Consider the following 16,511-nt stretch of genomic DNA (forward strand, 5'->3'; position numbering starts at 1 on the left):
CCCTATTCTTTGGCAAGGCGGAGTTCGGCCACGAAGTTGTAGGCATCCCCGCGATAGATGGAGTGGGTGAATTCGACGGTGCGGCCATCCGCCAGATAAGAGGTGCGTTCAATCCGCAGCCCAGCCTTTCCGGGTGCAACCTGCAGCAAGCCTGCGTCGTCCTCTTCCAGGTTGATGGCAGAAATCTTCTGCAGCGCCCGCACAGGTCTAAACCCAGCCGCGCCCAAGACCTCATATAAAGAGGTTTCAACCAGCAGCGGGTTTGGCAACATCCGGGTCGAAAGCGACGCCCGTTCAATCGCCATGGGCTTGCCGTCAGCGATCCTGAGCCGGGCAATACGCGCCACCGAGTCGTCCGGGGAGAGCGCCAGGGTCAGAACCTCGTCCGGCGAGGGCATATAGATGCCGCGTTCAAGCCAGGTGCTGGTAGAGGTCATGCCGCGTCGCGACATATCCTCGCTGAAGGAGGTCAGCCGCGACAGGGACTGTTCGATCTGTGGCGCATCCGAGGCCACAAACGAGCCCGAACCCTGCTTTTGTATAATGATACCATCTGCCGCCAGGGCCTGGATTGCCTTGCGAACGGTTACCCGTGACAGCTCTGTCAAGGCGGCGATTTCACGTTCAGGGGGCAGGGGGCTGCCAGCTTTCAAAACACCCTGATCAACGCCCTCTTTCAGGCGCTGGCGCAACTGGACATAGCGCGGCCCGGCATCCGGTTGCAGCCAATTGTCCGGCGTCAGGAACGTGGCAATGCTCATCTTGCGTCCTCCGATAGGATCGCCTGGCTTGCTTTGGCCAGTTGAAAAGCACCATCCAGAGCGCTGCCCTTGGCACGGATCAGGCCAGACGCCACTGGCGCAGGCAAGAACGCCGCATAGTGGGGCCCCAGCCCGCCGGACAGGCACAGCCTGTCGCCGGGCTGATAACCAAGCACACCAAGGCAGCGCATCAAATAGTCGGCGCCCTTGTCAACGACGCGCCGCCCCCAAACATCCCCCGCCCGCGCAGAGGTCACAACATCAGGGGCGTAGGTGGCAAAATCACCCGGCTTGGCGGTCAGACTGAAGGTCACGATGGCATTTGGATCGTTGTCAAATCTTGCAAAGATCTTGCGGGTCAGATCAGTGTGAGCGGACAATCCATCATGGCACAGCAGGACCTGCGCCAAGGCGGCACGGCCCAACCAAGCCCCGGATGCCTGGTCCGACACCTGAAACCCCCAGCCGCCAACATATGAAAACACACCTGATTGGCTGGCGGCAGCAATTGTGCCGGTCCCAACAGAAAGCAGATACCCATCCTGAGCGCCCAGAGCACCGGTAACGGCCGTTGGCCGGTCATCTGTTACCTTGCAGTCTTTGAATGGCAGCGCCGCGGCAACCTGTGCGGCAGTTTCTGGCCCCAATACGCCGGCGATGCCGATATGCGCGGTCGCAGTCTCCAGTGCGGCAATCGGAATGCCTGCACCTTCAGCCGCCAGGCGCACCGTGGCAATAATATTTTTCACAGTCAGCGCAAAATCGGACGCAGCATTGGCGCGACCACCCTCGGCTCGTGCAAGCACCCCACCATCAGCAGTGCCAATGGCTGCGCGACATCCGGTTCCGCCCCCATCAACGCCAATCAGAATTTTGTGCTTCGAGTCACGCATGCAATACCTATATAATACCTCTTAACGAAAATACAGGCCAAATATGCTAAATCTGGTGAGATTGGCCTTGTATTTGGTCTTTATGGAAATAGGGAGTAGACAAAAGGTATCTAAAAGGTATTAGATTGGGCGAGAGGGGGATTCTCATGCTGCAACCAACGACCGAGCAACGGATACAGAGCGACGCGATTGATGCGCAATCCGTGCCTCTGGCCGCCGCAGCACTGCTGGAAACCCAGTCAGCGGCTATCACGGCGGTACAGGCCGTGATCGCAGAGATTGATCGCGGCGCACAGCTCATGGCTGCTGCAATCCGATCTGGCCGGTCCCTGACCTATGCGGCAGCCGGCAGTTCCGGGCTGATGGCCCTGGCTGATGCCTGTGAATTACCCGGCACCTTTGGCATCCCAGCGCATTGTGTTCACATCCATATGGCGGGTGGCGTCCCAACGACGGGGCAGATGCCCGGCGACACTGAAGATGACGCTGGCGCTGCGGACATCGCCCTGCGCGACGTGATGCCGGGGGATGTGGTCATCGTTCTCAGCGCCAGCGGCACAACCCCCTACGCCCTCGCGCTTGCCAAATCGGGTAAAGCGAACGGCGCCAGTGTCATCGCCATTGCCAACAACCCCGAAACGCCGCTGCTAGAGATGGCCGATGTCCCCATCTGCGTTGCAACACCGCCAGAGGTGATTGCCGGATCAACCCGGCTCGCGGCTGGAACCGGGCAGAAGGTGGCGCTGAACCTGATGTCCTCTTTGATGGGGATAAAGCTGGGCCATGTCTATCAGGGCATGATGGTCAATGTCGTGGCTGACAACGCCAAACTGATTGAGCGCGCCATCGGCATCGTGCGCCATATTGCAGATGTATCCGCACCTGTGGCCAAGGCCGCCCTAGCGCAGACGCAGGGCAATCCAAAGGCCGCCATTCTGGTCGCAAAGGGCTGCAGCCCCCTTGTCGCACGGACCCTGCTGCAGCGCCACGACGGCCATCTGGGCCCCTGCCTTAAGGCGCTGGAAAAGAACAAAAATACATAAGAAAGACAAACAATAATAGGGAGAAGATCATGAAAAAGACGACTGTAATCGCAACCATGCTGGCCTCGACGATCATCGCGGGTACGGCGGCTGCCGAGGATGTGACGCTGACCATCGAAAGCTGGCGCAATGACGATCTGGCTATCTGGCAGAATGACATCATCCCGGCCTTTGAGGCGGCGCACCCGGGAATCAAGCTCAAGTTCACGCCTTCGGCCCCGGCGGAATACAACGCGGTGTTGAATTCCAAACTGGACGCCGGCTCTGCCGGTGACATCATCACCTGTCGCCCCTTTGACGCCTCGCAAGCGCTGTATGAGGCAGGCCACCTTGCAGAGATCAGTGATCTGGATGGCATGGCAAATTTCTCGTCTGTGGCCAAATCAGGCTGGAGCACCGACGACGCGACCGTGCAATACTGCGTGCCGATGGCCAGCGTGATCCACGGCTTTATCTACAACAAAGAGGCCTTTGCCGAAGTGGGCGTAGAGGTCCCCAAGACCGAGGCTGAATTCTTTGCGGTTCTGGAAAAAATCAAGGAAGACGGCAACTATATCCCGATGGCGATGGGCACCAACGACCAGTGGGAAGCCGCCACCATGGGCTATAACAACATCGGCCCGAACTACTGGAAAGGCGAAGAAGGCCGCCTGGCCCTGATTGCCGGAGAGCAGAAACTGACGGATGAAGCCTGGATCGCGCCCTATCGCCAGCTTGCCAAATGGGCCCCCTATCTGGGAGATGGCTATGAGGCGCAGACCTATCCTGACAGCCAGAACATTTTCACTCTGGGCCGCGCGGCGATCTATCCTGCCGGCTCTTGGGAGGTCTCCGGCTTCAACGGGCTGGCGGATTTTGAGATGGGGGCGTTTTATCCACCAGTTCAGAAGGCCGGCGACACCTGCTATATTTCGGATCACACCGATATTGGCATCGGCATGAACGCTGCCACCCCCAACCCCGAGGCAGCAAAGACCTTCCTGAACTGGGTTGCCTCTTCCGAGTTTTCGACCATCTTTGCCAACGCGCTGCCGGGCTTTTTCCCGCTGTCTTCGGCACCTGTCACGGTCGAAGACCCATTGGCCGAGGAGTTCATTTCCTGGCGCGGGGAATGCGAGAGCTCGATCCGTTCTACCTATCAGATCCTGTCGCGTGGGACGCCAAACCTGGAAAATGACACCTGGAACGCATCGGCGGCTGTGATCAAAGGCTCTGAAACCCCGGAAGAGGCAGGTAAACGCCTGCAAGAGGGTCTTGCCAGTTGGTATGCGCCGCAGCAGTAAACCACTGTCCTGATATCCGGATGCCGCCCCGTTTGAGGGCGGCATTCCCCCAGTTATTCGTTTCGCGGTAGGATGTCCTGATGGCTGAACAACAGACAAAACCCAAATTCAGGTGGCATATCCTTGTGTTTCTGGCCCCTGCGGTGCTGGTGTACACCGCCGTCATGATCTATCCGCTGTTCAACACCCTGCGCCTGTCACTGTTCACCGAGGTCGACCAGACGCGGATTTTTGTGGGCTTGCAGAACTTTCGCACCCTGTTCGGAGATGCGATCTGGTCCACCCAATTCTGGAACGCGCTAGGAAATAATTTCTGGTTCTTCCTGGTGCATATGCTGGTGCAAAATCCCATTGGCGTGGCCCTTGCCGCAATCCTGAGCCACCCGAAACTGCGATTTGCCGGTTTTTACCGTTCCGCCATCTTCATTCCCACCATTCTCAGCTTTGTTATCGTTGGTTTCGCCTGGAAGCTCATCCTGTCGCCCATCTGGGGCATTGCGCCGGGACTGCTGGATGCCGTTGGCCTGAAATCGCTTTATGCGCCCTGGCTTGGCAAAGAGGCCTATGCGCTGACCACCCTGTCGCTGGTGTCGGTCTGGCAGTTCGTTGGCATCCCGATGATGCTGATCTATGCGGCACTCCTGTCGATTCCTGATGAAATTCTAGAGTCGGCAGAAGTGGACGGCATCACCGGACTTGCAGCCTTCTGGAAGATCAAGCTGCCACTGATCCTGCCCTCGATCGGGATTATTTCAATCCTGACCTTTGTCGCCAATTTCAATGCGTTTGATCTGATCTACGCGGCGCAGGGCGCACTGGCCGGACCGGATTTCTCGACTGATATTCTAGGCACATTCATGTATCGCACCTTCTTTGGCTTTCAGCTGCAACTAGGGGATCCGCATATGGGGTCAACCATTGCATCCGCAATGTTTGCCATCATCCTGATTGGCGTGTGTCTGTACCTGTTTGGTATTCAGTCGCGCATGCGCCGCTATCAGTTCTGAAGGAGAGCGCGATGAATGTTGCCCGTCAAAACCGCCTGAATACCTTTGCCGCGCATGGGGCCTTGATCCTTTATACCGTGATCGCGCTATTCCCGGTCTTTGTGATCGTTATCAACAGCTTCAAAACACGCAAGGCGATCTTTCGTGAACCACTGGCACTGCCCCATGCAGATAGTTTTTCGCTGATCGGCTATGAAACCGTGCTCAAGCAGGGGGATTTCGTTCTCTACTTTCAGAATTCGATGATCGTGACGGTGGGTTCCTTGTTCTTTATTCTGCTGTTTGGTGCCATGGCGGCCTTTGCCCTGGCGGAATACCGCTTCAAGGGCAACACGCTGATGGGGCTGTATCTGGCCCTCGGCATCATGATCCCCATTCGCATTGGCACCGTCGCCATTCTGGAAATGATGGTACAGACGGGGCTGGTCAACACCCTGTGGGCGCTTATCCTGGTCTATACCGCACAGGGGCTGCCCTTGGCGGTGTTCATCCTATCGGAATTCATGCGCCAGGTGAGTGACGATTTGAAGAACGCCGGCCGCATCGACGGATTGTCCGAATACCGGATCTTCTTTCGCCTGGTTCTGCCGCTGGTGCGCCCGGCCATGGCAACGGTTGCCGTGTTCAACATGATCCCGATCTGGAACGATCTATGGTTCCCGCTGATCCTGGCCCCATCCGAAGAGGTCAAAACCCTGACGCTCGGCAGTCAGGTCTTTATTGGCCAGTTTGTCACCGACTGGAACGCGGTTCTGTCTGCCCTGTCACTGGCCATTCTGCCGGTCATGGCGCTTTACGTTGTTTTCTCGCGGCAGCTAATCCGGGGCATCACATCAGGAGCAGTGAAATGAGGGTTGTTGTTGCGGGGCTTGGCAATATGGGGCGGAGCCATGCGCTGGCCTATCACGCCCACCCCGAGGCCGAGATCGTCGGGCTGGTGAACCGTTCGGATGTGGATTTGCCACCCGAACTGGCAGATTACCCCCGCTTCGAAACCTTTGAGGAAGGATTGGCGCAAAAGCCCGATCTGGTCTGCGTCGCCACCTATTCCGACAGCCACGCCGATTATGCCATCGCCGCGATGGAGGCGGGCGCGCATGTGTTTATCGAAAAACCGCTGGCGACCACTGTGGCAGATGCACAGCGGGTGGTTGCAACAGCCCAGCGGCTGAACCGCAAGCTTGTCGTCGGCTATATCCTGCGCCACCATCCCAGCTGGCAGCGTCTCGTCGCCGAGGCACGCGATCTGGGCGGGCCTTATGTGTTTCGCATGAACCTGAACCAGCAATCAGATGGCCCCACCTGGGATACGCATAAATCCCTGATGCAGACCACCAGCCCGCTGGTCGATTGTGGCGTGCACTATGTGGATGTGATGTGCCAGATCACCGATGCCGCGCCTGTGCGGGTCAGCGGTATGGGCCTGCGCCTGTCGGATGAAATTGCCACGGATATGTATAACTATGGGCAATTGCAGGTCTGGTTCAAAGATGGCTCAGTCGGCTGGTACGAGGCGGGCTGGGGGCCAATGATGTCGGAAACTGCGTTTTTTGTAAAAGACGTGATCTCCCCCAGAGGCGCGGTTTCCATCACCGAGGACAACAAAGGCGCCTCTGATGATGTGGATGGCCACACCCGAGTTGGCGGCATTCTGGTGCATCGCCCCTCTGGCGATACCCTGATTGAAATGCCGGATGAGCCGGGCCATCAGCAGCTGTGCAACGCCGAGCAGGCCTTCATGATCAAGGCGATCACCCAGGACATCGACCTGACACGCCACCAGAGCGACGCCGTGCAATCGCTGAAAATTTGCCTGGCCGCCGACCAAAGCATCCGCACCGGACGCCCCGTAGACCTAGGAGAGACCCAATGACCGCGCTGACCCTTACCAATCTTTGCAAGTCGTTTGGCTCGGTAGAAGTTTTGAAAAACATCAACCTGACCGTCGAAGATGGCGAATTCGTGGTCTTCGTCGGCCCTTCGGGCTGTGGTAAATCCACCCTGTTGCGGGTGATTGCGGGGCTTGAGGACGCCAGTTCAGGCACTGTCGATATTGGTGGCACAGTGGTCAATACCGTCCCCCCCGCCAAGCGCGGCATTGCCATGGTCTTCCAGTCCTACGCACTCTATCCGCATCTGAGCGTACGCGACAACATGGCGCTGGGGCTGAAACAGGAAAAGCAGCCCAAATCCGTGATCGATGAAAGGGTTGGCAAAGCTATCGAAATGCTGGATCTGGGCGCTTATGTAGACCGCCAGCCTGCGGACCTGTCCGGCGGCCAGCGCCAAAGGGTGGCCATCGGCCGGGCCATTGTGCGCGAACCAAAGCTGTTCCTGTTTGATGAACCTCTGTCGAACCTTGATGCCGCATTGCGGATGAATACGCGCATCGAGATCGCAGAACTGCACCGGACCCTCAGCGCCTCGATGATCTATGTGACCCATGATCAAACCGAGGCCATGACCCTTGCCGACAAAATCGTGGTTTTGCGGGATGGGCGGGTCGAACAGGTCGGATCACCGATGGAGCTGTATAACAACCCCGCCAATCAGTTTGTTGCCGGCTTCCTCGGCTCGCCAGCGATGAATTTCCTGAAAAAAGCGCCGTTGAATATCCCGAAAGATGGGGCCCTGGGCCTACGCCCCGAACATCTGCGCCCGACCAAAGGCGGGCGGATCAAGGGGGCCGTGACCCATGTTGAACGTCTGGGCGGCGACACCAACCTGCTGGTCGCCACCGAAGGGCAAGAGGCTCTTACCGTGCGCATTTTTGGCCAGGACGATACGCGCGTCGGGGCCGAGATCGAGCTTGATTTTGACGATTCTGCCGCCTTCCTGTTCGACGCTCAGCAACAGCGGGTCCGTTGCGCGACCTAAATGGCGCATCCGGGCAGATCAGGGCAGGGGGTTCGTATCCGCCAGTTGCTTGGCCAGTGTGCTGGCAAAAACCGATTTTCGGTACGAAATGCCAAGGCGGCGGCTGGTTTTTTCCGGGTGAATAAATGGGCGCAGAATGATGTCCTCTCGCCCCTCACCATGTGAGCGCGGCACCAGGGCGATGCCAAGGCCCGCCGCCACCAGATCCAGCAGTTGCGCATCATTCATCGCCTGCGCCGCAGGCCCCGGGCTGGCCCCGTTCTTCGCCGCTGCTGGATCAAGGCGATCGGCATCTGGACAATAGGGCCGATGGATCAGCGCCTGATCGACAATATCCTCCAGACGTAGACCCGCCGCACGGGCCAGCGGGTGAAATCGCCCAAGCGCGACGCAAAAGGGCTCTTCCGTCAGCAGAATAAAACCATGGCCGGCTGGGACGCAGGCCTCGGACAAAAAGGCCAAGTCACTGCCAAGCGGATCATCGGTGAAGGCAAAAGTCAGATCGGGGGATTTCCAGCGCAGCGCATTCAATCCGGGCGCAAAGCTCTGCAGCAGCACATCGGGGGCACAGTGAATGCGCACCCGTTGCTGGGGCTGGGTCTGCAGCCGCTGATCCAGGCTCGACAGATGGGCCACGCTTTCCACCGTGTCATGATACAGCCGGATTGCCAGCGGCGTTGGCTGCAAACCTGATTTGGCACGCAAGAACAACGCCCCCCCCAGACGTTGTTCCAGCTTCTGAATCGCCGCCGAAACCGTCGGCTGGCTCACCTCATTGGCGCGGGCCGCCTGACTAAAGGTTCCGGTTTCAAAGGCACCAGCAAAGTAGCGTAGTGTGGTAAGTTCTATCATAGTCAATGACTATACCTTCTATAGCCTTCATAGCAATTAACTTTATATACTGCGACTGGCATATCGGCGGGGCCAACCCTTGAAAAGGACTTCAGAGATGACTGCGACAGCAACAAATGAAACAGCCGCAAACCCCGGTGCCGCCGTAATTGATCAGGTGATTGCAAAATTCTGCGCCGGCGATATGACGCTTTTTGACGACATGGCCGATGACATTGATTTTCGCATCGACCATTACCGCGATGCCGATACCGACGTCAGCTGGCAACAGGCTGACACAAAACCATCCCTGATGGGGCTATTTGCGCGGCTGGGGAAAGAGATTTTTCCCCAGGGAACACAGGCGCTGGAGGTCCAGACCTCGGCCCTTGGCGCCGGCTGGCATCTGACCCGGTTTCAGCAGCAATTCTTCTATGGTCAGCGTCAGCGCGAGGTCAGATCCTTGACCCATATTATCTCGCATGAAGCCGAGGGGCTGTTGGACTATTTCCGCGAAACCGTGACCACGATTGAGAATATCTGATTGGTGGCCAATAGATCAGCGGCCAGTGTCGGCCGGGTAGGCTGACCCTATGCGCAGCCGCTATTCCAACCATCCTTATAGGCGAGATAGCGCTGCGCATAGGCTTCGGCGCGATCCGGTTTGGGCCCATAGCAGGCCTGAACCTGTGGTGGCGTCAGTACTGAACTGGCCGGTTGCTCGGGCGTGCTGGCCAGGATCGCCAGCCGCGCCGCGCCAAGTGCCGCGCCCTGGGCACCGCTGGCGGGCAGCTGAAGGGTCAACCCGGTAATATCGGCGATCATTTGCAGCCAGGTTTCTGACTGGCTGCCGCCACCTGCGACCCAGACCGTTTCGGGCAGGGATCCGCAGTGATCCAGCGCCGCGCAGCAATCGCCAAAGGCATAGCCGACGCCCTCCATCACGGCCTGCACCAGATCCGCCAGCCGCTGGTCGCGACGCAACCCAAGGAACGCACCGCTGGCATCGGGCGCATTATGCGGCGTTCTTTCACCAGACAGATAGGGCAGAAAAGTCACCGCAGAGGGCGCCCGGTCCGGCTCCACCAGCGCGGTCAGTGCCGCAGGTGTTTTGCCGACGATATCGCCCAGCCAGGACAGCGCATCGGTGGCCGAAAGGATGACCCCCATCTGATGCCAGGTCTGCGGCACCGCATGACAGAAACTATGCACTGCGCCATCGGTATTGGCCGCAAAATGATCAGTGACCGAAAACAGCACGCCGGACGTGCCCAAAGACAAGAACCCATCGCCTGGCTGCACAAGCCCTAGCCCGCAGGCCGTCGCCGCATTGTCGCCGCCGCCACCCGCCACGGTGACAGATGCAACGCCCCAGTCAGTGGCCAGCGAGGGGCGTAGCCTGCCTGCCGACGCACTGCCTTCGACCAGCCGAGGCATATGATCCCGGCTCAGCCCGGTGGCCGCGAGCAGCACATCCGACCAGTCGCGCCGGGCCACATCCAACCAAAGTGTCCCCGCCGCATCGGACATGTCCGAGACGTGCTCTCCCGTCAGCCAAAGCGTGACAAAATCCTTTGGCAGCAAAATCTTCCGTGTTTTTTCAAATATGTCAGGCTCATTTTTTGCCACCCAGCGTAGTTTCGGCGCGGTAAAACCGGCCATAACGAGATTGCCGCCAATACCGCGAAAATCGGCGCGCGCGTCCAGTTCGCCACATTCGATGCTGGCGCGGCCATCGTTCCACAAGATGGCGGGGCGCAGGGGCTGATCATCCTTATCCAGCAGGGTCGCGCCATGCATCTGGCCAGACACGGCAATGCCACGTAGCGCTGCAAAGGCGGTTGGGGCGCTGGCGCGCAGCTGATCAATCGCCGCTTCGCAGGCGGCAATCCAGGCCATCGGATCCTGCTCACTCCATAGCGGGGCAGGGCGGTCGACCTCCAGCGCGCTATGGCCTTCGGCCAGGACGATCTGATCTTCGTCGATCAACAGCGCTTTGACACCCGAAGTGCCCAAATCCAGTCCAAGATACATTGCGATGGCCCATCCAGTAGAAATTGGCTGGCCATCCACCCGCAGCAGATGGCCAGGGAAGCACCCTTAGAACGGGCTGTCAGGATAGTAGAAATCCATTGCGTTTTCCTGCGTCACCAGGACCGAGCCAATGACAAAAGACCCCGACACAGGTGCATTGGACGTCAATCCAACAGCCGTGAGTTCGATTGCGGTGGCAATCATCGAGGGTGGATAGGTCACGTTGGCAGGCATCATCTTGTCGCCATCTGCGGTGCGCTTGATCATTTCCTTCATGCCAGCGCCGCCCAGAACGAATTGGACATCATCACGCCCGGCGGCCTCGATCGCGGCAAGAACACCAATAGCCATGTCATCATCCGAGGCCCAAACCGCGTCGATTTTTGGATACTTCGACAGGAAGTCTTCCATCACGGTAAAGCTGTCGTCGCGGTTCCAGTTGCCGTGTTCGGCCGCCAGGATGTTGATGCCAGAACCATCAATCGCCGCCTTGAACCCATCGACGCGTTCATTGTCGATGGTGGTTGGGATGCCGCGGAACACCACGATATCGCCGCCATCCGGCATCTTGGAGGCCATGTATTCGCCCGACACCTTGCCAAAGCCGGAATTGTCGCCTGCAACATAAAGGTCTTCAATGCCGGGCACCGAAAGACCACGGTCCACAACGGTGACCCAGGCGCCGCTGTCTGCAACGGCCTGTACCGGCGGGGTCAGTGGATCGGATTCAAAAGGCAGCACCACCAGCGCATCGATGTTGCGGGTGGCAACCATGTCTTCGATATCATTGACCTGCTTACCGGGGTCCGATGCGGTGGCCAGGACAAAATCAAGTTCGGGATAGACCTCTTCCAGGCGTTCGACAGTCTGCTGCGCGTGAAAATTCATGCCACCGGCCCAGCCATGCGTTGCCGCAGGAATGGACACACCGATCACCTTGACCTCTGTTTCAGCTGCGACGGCGGCGGTTCCGACGACCGTAGCCAATGCCAGTGCAGCGAATGATTTGGTATATTTCATCTTTGCTCCTCCCATGAAGCGTGCTTGAAGCGGCTCTAGTTTGCCGTCTTGCCTTCGCGCTGCAGGATCACAGCGAGAATGATGATGACGCCCTGGATCGCACCATTGAGATAGGGCGACACAAAATCCGTCAGGTTCAGAATGTTGCCAATCAGGCTCAGGATCAGCACGCCGATCACGGTGCCCCAGACCCGGCCGAAACCACCTTTCAGGACCGTGCCGCCGATAATGACGGCGGCGATGGCTTCCAATTCCCACAACACCCCGGTGGAAGAGGAGGCAGAGCCAAGCCGCGGCACATACATGATGGTGGCGACGCCAACCAGGACGCCAAGGCCTGCATAGGCGATCAGCCGGGTGCGCTTGACGTTGACATTGGAATAATGGGCGACGTTTTCATTGGATCCGGTGGCGGCGCAGTGGCGGCCAAAGGCTGCACGCGACATCAGGATTTCCCCCAGAAGCACAACCAGCGCAAAGACAATGATCGGCCAGCTGATACCAAGGATGCCATCAAAATAAACCGGTCGGTAAAAACTGCGCAGAGCAAAATCCAGCGAGAGCGTGCCGCCATCGGCCAGCCAGGTCACCAGCGACCGGTAAACCCCCATGGCGCCCAGCGTGACGATAAAGGCATCAATGCCAAGGCTTGTGATCAGATAGCCATTGAGCAATCCGGCAAGCAGGCCGGCAACAAGCGCGGTTGCCATGCCCAGCAGGATGATTGGCACCCCGACGCCCAGGCTTGGCAGGGCCGCATTCATCACAAGGATCATCAGCCCGGCAATAAAAGCTGCCATCGACCCCACCGACAGATCCAGCCCCCCGGCGGTGATGACAAAGGTCATGCCCACCGCAATGATGCCAATAAAGGCTGATCGGGCCAGCACATTGGTGATATTGGCGGCGCTCAGGAAATTGGCATTCAGCATTGCCCCGATGATAACCAGAACAATCAGCGCAAGGATCGGCCCCAGAACCGACATCGACGGCCAGGCGCGGCTTTGCGGCGGAGGGAGCGTTGCATCAGTCATGGTATTCAAACCCTTATGCCACTTCGAAAGTGGGTGTTGTCTCAGCGCGCAGTCCCATGGACAGGCGCACAATTGCGTCTTCAGATATTTCACCCGGCTGCAGAATGCCGCTGACCGCGCCCTGACGCATCACCATGATGCGGTCTGCCAGGCCAATCAGTTCGGGCATTTCAGAGGTGATGACGATGATCGAATGTCCCGCATCCGCCAGCCCCCGCAGGAAGGCATAGATCTGCTGCTTGGTGCCGATATCAATGCCGCGGGTTGGTTCATCCACAATCAGCAGGCGCGGCTCTGACAGCATCACCTTGGCCAGCAGCAGCTTTTGCTGATTGCCGCCGGACATATTGCCAACGCGCACATCGCGCCTGCCGGCCCGGATATCGAATTCTTCGATTGCGCGGGTCAGGGCGGCCTCTTCGGCGGTGCGGTTAATCAGAAAACCACCAAATTTATGCAGGGTCTGAAGGGTCAGATTTTCGCGCATACCACGTTCCAGCAGCAGCCCGCGCAGTTTGCGGTCTTCGGTCAGGTAGCACAGCCCCGCCCGTTGCGCCGCTCCGGGCGTCTTGAACACAACAGGCTGCCCAAACAGATGCAGGCTCTCTGCCCGGGCTGGGCGCAGTCCTGCCAGGCCCTCCATCAGTTCGGTCCGACCAGATCCAATCAGCCCGCCGAGGCCAAGAATTTCCCCCTGCTGCAGGCTGAAGGATACATTCTTGGCAAAGCCGGGCACCTCCAGACCATCGACCCTCAACACCACCGGCGCATCCGGTGCCACACCTGGTTTTTCAGGATAGAGGTCGGACACATCACGCCCCACCATGGCAGTGGCCATCGCGTCTTCGCTGCTGTCACTAGCCGGGCCGAATTGCACCACTGCGCCATCGCGCATCACGGTGATTTCATCAGCAATATACGCAACTTCGTCCAGTTTATGCGAGGTGAACAGGATCGCGGTCCCAGCACTGCGCAGGGCGTCGACCTGCTTGAACAACACCTCGGTTTCGCGCGTAGTCAGCACCGCAGTGGGTTCATCCATGATCAACACGCGGGCATCGCGCGACAGCGCCTTGGCGATTTCCACCATCTGCTTGTCAGAGTTCGACAGAGAAGAAACCAGTGCATCGGGCGAGATATCACACTCCACCCGATCCAGATAGGCACGCGTCTTGCGGCGCATTTCAGCCTTGTCCAACAGCAGGCCGCGCGTCAGTTCACGACCCAGAAAGATATTCTGCTCGACGGTCAGTTGCTCTGCCAGATTGAATTCCTGATGGATCATCACGATGCCCGCCAGTTCGCCGTCATGCAGGCTGGTAAACTGGGCGGGCTGCCCGTCCAGCAGAACCTCACCAGAACTGGCAGGCTGATAGCCCGCCAGAATTTTCATCGTGGTGGATTTGCCTGCCCCGTTTTCGCCGATCAGCGCATGCACGGTGCCCGGCCGCAGGGCCAGATCCACGCCATGCAGCACCTCAATCGGGCCAAAGCTCTTGCTGACGCCTTTCAGCGCGATGACGGGGCCCGCAGTCATAGGGTGACCCAAGCCGCATCTCGGGCCGACGAGGTGACGCAGGCCTGAATGAATTTCATCCCCGCCATACCGTCAGCCATACCGGGCAGTTGGCCCATGGCATCCGCGCGCGCAGCACCACCCTGATAGGCGCGAATGGCATCAGCCGCTTCGCTGTAAATGGTAGCAAAGCCTTCCAGATAGCCTTCTGGGTGGCCACCGGGGATGCGGCTGACGGCCTGCGCGGCTGCATTGGCGCCGGCACCATTGCGGGTCAGCAGCTGCTTGGCGCCGCCATGGCGGGTGTACCAAAGGTAATTGGGATCCTCTTGCGCCCATTCCAACCCGCCCTTGTCGCCATAGATGCGCAGCTTCAGCGCGTTCTCGTTGCCCGGCGCCACCTGGCTGGACCACAGCATTCCCCGTGCGCCACCCTGAAAGCGCAGCATCATATGGGCATTGTCATCCAATGCGCGCCCCGCGCCCCAGCATTGCAGATCGGCGGCCAGGCTTTCGACCTTCAAGCCGCTGACAAAACAGGCCAGATTGTGGGCGTGGGTGCCGATATCGCCGACCGATCCGCCAGCGCCTGAACGGGCCGGATCGGTACGCCATTCGGCCTGTTTCAAACCTTCGTTTTCCACCGCAGAGGTCAGCCAATCCTGCGGATATTCGGCCTGCACGATACGGATATCGCCCAGATCGCCCGCTGCCACCATGGCGCGGGCCTGCCGGATCATCGGATAGCCGGTATAGTTATGGGTCAACACAAACAGCGATTGCGCCTGCGCCACCGCCGCTTCCAGATCGGCGGCTTCTTCCATGGTGGCGGTCAGCGGCTTGTCGCAGATCACATGGATGCCCTTGGCCAGAAAGGCCTTGGCTGCTGCTGCATGGACGTGGTTGGGCGTGACAATGGCCACTGCCTCGATCCCGTCTTCACGGGCGGCTTCGGCCTCGGCCATCTCGGCAAAGCTGCCGTAAGAGCGTGGAATTCCAAGCGCTTCGGCGCTGGCGGCGGATTTTTCCGGTGTCGAGGACAGCGCGCCCGCAACCAGATCAAAGCGGTCGTCAATCCGTGAAGCAATCCGGTGCACACCACCAATAAAAGCGTCATTGCCGCCGCCGACCATTCCAAGACGAATAGGTGCCATCAGTCGATCCCCAACATTTTGCGGTTTGCGGCCTCATCGGTGCCGCCATCGGCAAAGTCATCAAAGGCCTTGTCAGTCACGCGGATTATGTGGTCCGACACGAACTGCGCCCCTTCGCGGGCGCCGTCTTCGGGGTGTTTCAGGCAGCATTCCCATTCGACCACGGCCCAGCCGTCGAAATCATTGGCGGCCATCTTGGAAAACACCGCGCCAAAATCGACCTGCCCATCCCCAAGCGAGCGGAACCGCCCGGCACGATCGGTCCAGCTTTGATAGCCGGAATAGACCCCCTGCCGTCCGGTTGGGTTGAATTCGGCATCCTTGACGTGGAACATTTTGATCCGGTCTTTGTAGATGTCGATATTGTCCAGATAATCCAGGCATTGCAGCACATAGTGACTGGGATCATAGAGCATATTGGCGCGGGCGTGGTTACCGGTGCGTTCCAGGAACATCTCATATGAAATGCCATCATGCAGGTCTTCGCCCGGGTGGATTTCATAACAGACATCAACGCCGCAGTCTTCGGCATGGTTCAGGATTGGCAGCCAGCGTTTTGCCAGTTCGTCAAAGGCGGTTTCAACCAGGCCCGCCGGGCGCTGCGGCCAGGGGTAGATATAGGGCCAGGCCAGCGCGCCGGAAAAGGTGGCATGCGCCCCAATCCCCATGTGCTGCGAGGCCGACAGCGCCTTTTTCACCTGATCCACCGCCCATTCCTGGCGCGCCGCCGGATTGCCCCGCACTTCGGGTGCGGCAAAGCCATCGAACGCGGTGTCATAGGCGGGGTGAACCGCAACCAGCTGGCCTTGCAGATGGGTTGACAGTTCGGTGACTTCCACGCCGTTTTCGCGGGCCTTGCCCTTGAATTCATCGCAATAGTCCTTGCTACTGGCGGCCTTGTCCAGATCAATCAGGCGGCCATCCCAGCTGGGCACCTGCACCCCCTTGTAGCCACAGTCAGCGGCCCATTTGGTAATGCTATCCCAGGAATTGAATGGCGCGTCATCGCCCGCGAATTGCGCCAAGAACAGCGCCGGACCCTTGATAGTTTTCATGGC

16 protein-coding genes are annotated in these 16,511 nt (G+C 58.9%); 7 read left to right on the forward strand and 9 right to left on the reverse strand.

Annotated features, from left to right (window positions below):
* Positions 1-2: 2 nt before the first annotated feature.
* Positions 3-761: a GntR family transcriptional regulator gene (locus tag P2081_RS15275; RefSeq protein WP_278923731.1), complete on the reverse strand. Its 759-nt coding sequence runs from the start codon at positions 759-761 to the stop codon at positions 3-5.
* On the reverse strand, positions 758-1,654 hold the full coding sequence (locus P2081_RS15280) for a glucosamine kinase nucleotide-binding domain-containing protein (protein WP_278923732.1): 897 nt from the start codon (positions 1,652-1,654) through the stop codon (positions 758-760). Before P2081_RS15280 ends, P2081_RS15275 begins: the two co-directional genes overlap by 4 nt.
* Positions 1,655-1,800: 146 nt before the next feature.
* On the opposite strand from P2081_RS15280, the gene P2081_RS15285 reads away from it, so the two are divergent.
* The 6 genes from P2081_RS15285 to P2081_RS15310 all read left to right on the forward strand — a co-directional run bounded on the left by P2081_RS15285 (position 1,801) and on the right by P2081_RS15310 (position 7,864).
* A complete protein-coding gene (locus P2081_RS15285) occupies positions 1,801-2,697 on the forward strand; it encodes an N-acetylmuramic acid 6-phosphate etherase (RefSeq protein WP_278923733.1) in 897 nt (298 codons plus the stop codon).
* Positions 2,698-2,726: 29 nt separating this feature from the next.
* Positions 2,727-3,980 (forward strand): ABC transporter substrate-binding protein, encoded by a 1,254-nt coding sequence (locus P2081_RS15290; protein WP_278923734.1) that lies wholly within the window; start codon positions 2,727-2,729, stop codon positions 3,978-3,980.
* 80 nt (positions 3,981-4,060) lie between these two features.
* Positions 4,061-4,987: a carbohydrate ABC transporter permease gene (locus P2081_RS15295; protein ID WP_278923735.1), complete on the forward strand. Its 927-nt coding sequence runs from the start codon at positions 4,061-4,063 to the stop codon at positions 4,985-4,987.
* Between the two features lie 11 nt (positions 4,988-4,998).
* On the forward strand, positions 4,999-5,838 hold the full coding sequence (locus P2081_RS15300) for a carbohydrate ABC transporter permease (RefSeq protein WP_278923736.1): 840 nt from the start codon (positions 4,999-5,001) through the stop codon (positions 5,836-5,838).
* Entirely contained in the window at positions 5,835-6,860 is a 1,026-nt protein-coding gene (locus P2081_RS15305) for a Gfo/Idh/MocA family protein (RefSeq protein WP_278923737.1), read from the forward strand. Before P2081_RS15300 ends, P2081_RS15305 begins: the two co-directional genes overlap by 4 nt.
* The gene (locus P2081_RS15310; RefSeq protein ID WP_278923738.1) at positions 6,857-7,864 is read left to right on the forward strand and encodes an ABC transporter ATP-binding protein; all 1,008 of its coding nucleotides are present in this window, start codon (positions 6,857-6,859) and stop codon (positions 7,862-7,864) included. The genes P2081_RS15305 and P2081_RS15310 overlap by 4 nt, the downstream gene beginning before the upstream one ends.
* 18 nt (positions 7,865-7,882) lie before the next feature.
* Here the strand turns inward: P2081_RS15310 and P2081_RS15315 are convergent, their stop codons facing one another.
* The gene (locus P2081_RS15315; protein ID WP_278923846.1) at positions 7,883-8,716 is read right to left on the reverse strand and encodes a LysR family transcriptional regulator; all 834 of its coding nucleotides are present in this window, start codon (positions 8,714-8,716) and stop codon (positions 7,883-7,885) included.
* A 97-nt stretch (positions 8,717-8,813) separates the two neighbouring features.
* Between P2081_RS15315 and P2081_RS15320 the strand changes: the two genes are divergently transcribed.
* Entirely contained in the window at positions 8,814-9,239 is a 426-nt protein-coding gene (locus P2081_RS15320) for a hypothetical protein (protein ID WP_278923739.1), read from the forward strand.
* A gap of 47 nt (positions 9,240-9,286) precedes the next feature.
* On the opposite strand, the gene xylB is transcribed toward P2081_RS15320, so the two are convergent.
* The 6 genes from xylB to P2081_RS15350 all read right to left on the reverse strand — a co-directional run bounded on the left by xylB (position 9,287) and on the right by P2081_RS15350 (position 16,508).
* Positions 9,287-10,729, reverse strand: a complete 1,443-nt coding sequence (gene xylB, locus P2081_RS15325; RefSeq protein ID WP_278923740.1) for a xylulokinase — start codon at positions 10,727-10,729, stop codon at positions 9,287-9,289.
* A 66-nt stretch (positions 10,730-10,795) separates the two neighbouring features.
* Positions 10,796-11,749 carry an ABC transporter substrate-binding protein gene (locus P2081_RS15330; protein WP_278923741.1) on the reverse strand — a complete coding sequence of 318 codons (954 nt, stop codon included), beginning with the start codon at positions 11,747-11,749 and terminating at the stop codon, positions 10,796-10,798.
* A 35-nt stretch (positions 11,750-11,784) separates the two neighbouring features.
* Positions 11,785-12,783: an ABC transporter permease gene (locus tag P2081_RS15335; protein WP_278923742.1), complete on the reverse strand. Its 999-nt coding sequence runs from the start codon at positions 12,781-12,783 to the stop codon at positions 11,785-11,787.
* Between the two features lie 13 nt (positions 12,784-12,796).
* A complete protein-coding gene (locus tag P2081_RS15340; RefSeq protein ID WP_278923743.1) occupies positions 12,797-14,320 on the reverse strand; it encodes a sugar ABC transporter ATP-binding protein in 1,524 nt (507 codons plus the stop codon).
* Complete coding sequence (locus P2081_RS15345; protein ID WP_278923744.1) at positions 14,317-15,453, reverse strand: Gfo/Idh/MocA family protein; 1,137 nt, start codon at positions 15,451-15,453, stop codon at positions 14,317-14,319. The genes P2081_RS15340 and P2081_RS15345 overlap by 4 nt, the downstream gene beginning before the upstream one ends.
* On the reverse strand, positions 15,453-16,508 hold the full coding sequence (locus P2081_RS15350) for a sugar phosphate isomerase/epimerase family protein (RefSeq protein WP_278923745.1): 1,056 nt from the start codon (positions 16,506-16,508) through the stop codon (positions 15,453-15,455). Before P2081_RS15350 ends, P2081_RS15345 begins: the two co-directional genes overlap by 1 nt.
* Between the last annotated feature and the right edge of the window lie 3 nt (positions 16,509-16,511).

It is taken from the genome of Pseudophaeobacter profundi (assembly GCF_029697505.1).
Classification (GTDB): domain Bacteria; phylum Pseudomonadota; class Alphaproteobacteria; order Rhodobacterales; family Rhodobacteraceae; genus Pseudophaeobacter; species Pseudophaeobacter profundi.

Excerpts from the sequence above, each read along its gene's own strand:
- P2081_RS15305 (WP_278923737.1), top strand. The coding sequence starts at position 5,835 with ATGAGGGTTGTTGTTGCGGGGCTTGGCAATATGGGGCGGAGCCATGCG.
- xylB (WP_278923740.1), bottom strand. The coding sequence starts at position 10,729 with ATGTATCTTGGACTGGATTTGGGCACTTCGGGTGTCAAAGCGCTGTTG.
- P2081_RS15300 (WP_278923736.1), top strand. The coding sequence starts at position 4,999 with ATGAATGTTGCCCGTCAAAACCGCCTGAATACCTTTGCCGCGCATGGG.
- P2081_RS15345 (WP_278923744.1), bottom strand. The coding sequence starts at position 15,453 with ATGGCACCTATTCGTCTTGGAATGGTCGGCGGCGGCAATGACGCTTTT.
- P2081_RS15335 (WP_278923742.1), bottom strand. The coding sequence starts at position 12,783 with ATGACTGATGCAACGCTCCCTCCGCCGCAAAGCCGCGCCTGGCCGTCG.
- P2081_RS15350 (WP_278923745.1), bottom strand. The coding sequence starts at position 16,508 with ATGAAAACTATCAAGGGTCCGGCGCTGTTCTTGGCGCAATTCGCGGGC.
- P2081_RS15315 (WP_278923846.1), bottom strand. The coding sequence starts at position 8,716 with ATGATAGAACTTACCACACTACGCTACTTTGCTGGTGCCTTTGAAACC.
- P2081_RS15290 (WP_278923734.1), top strand. The coding sequence starts at position 2,727 with ATGAAAAAGACGACTGTAATCGCAACCATGCTGGCCTCGACGATCATC.
- P2081_RS15280 (WP_278923732.1), bottom strand. The coding sequence starts at position 1,654 with ATGCGTGACTCGAAGCACAAAATTCTGATTGGCGTTGATGGGGGCGGA.
- P2081_RS15275 (WP_278923731.1), bottom strand. The coding sequence starts at position 761 with ATGAGCATTGCCACGTTCCTGACGCCGGACAATTGGCTGCAACCGGAT.
- P2081_RS15330 (WP_278923741.1), bottom strand. The coding sequence starts at position 11,749 with ATGAAATATACCAAATCATTCGCTGCACTGGCATTGGCTACGGTCGTC.
- P2081_RS15295 (WP_278923735.1), top strand. The coding sequence starts at position 4,061 with ATGGCTGAACAACAGACAAAACCCAAATTCAGGTGGCATATCCTTGTG.
- P2081_RS15320 (WP_278923739.1), top strand. The coding sequence starts at position 8,814 with ATGACTGCGACAGCAACAAATGAAACAGCCGCAAACCCCGGTGCCGCC.
- P2081_RS15285 (WP_278923733.1), top strand. The coding sequence starts at position 1,801 with ATGCTGCAACCAACGACCGAGCAACGGATACAGAGCGACGCGATTGAT.
- P2081_RS15340 (WP_278923743.1), bottom strand. The coding sequence starts at position 14,320 with ATGACTGCGGGCCCCGTCATCGCGCTGAAAGGCGTCAGCAAGAGCTTT.
- P2081_RS15310 (WP_278923738.1), top strand. The coding sequence starts at position 6,857 with ATGACCGCGCTGACCCTTACCAATCTTTGCAAGTCGTTTGGCTCGGTA.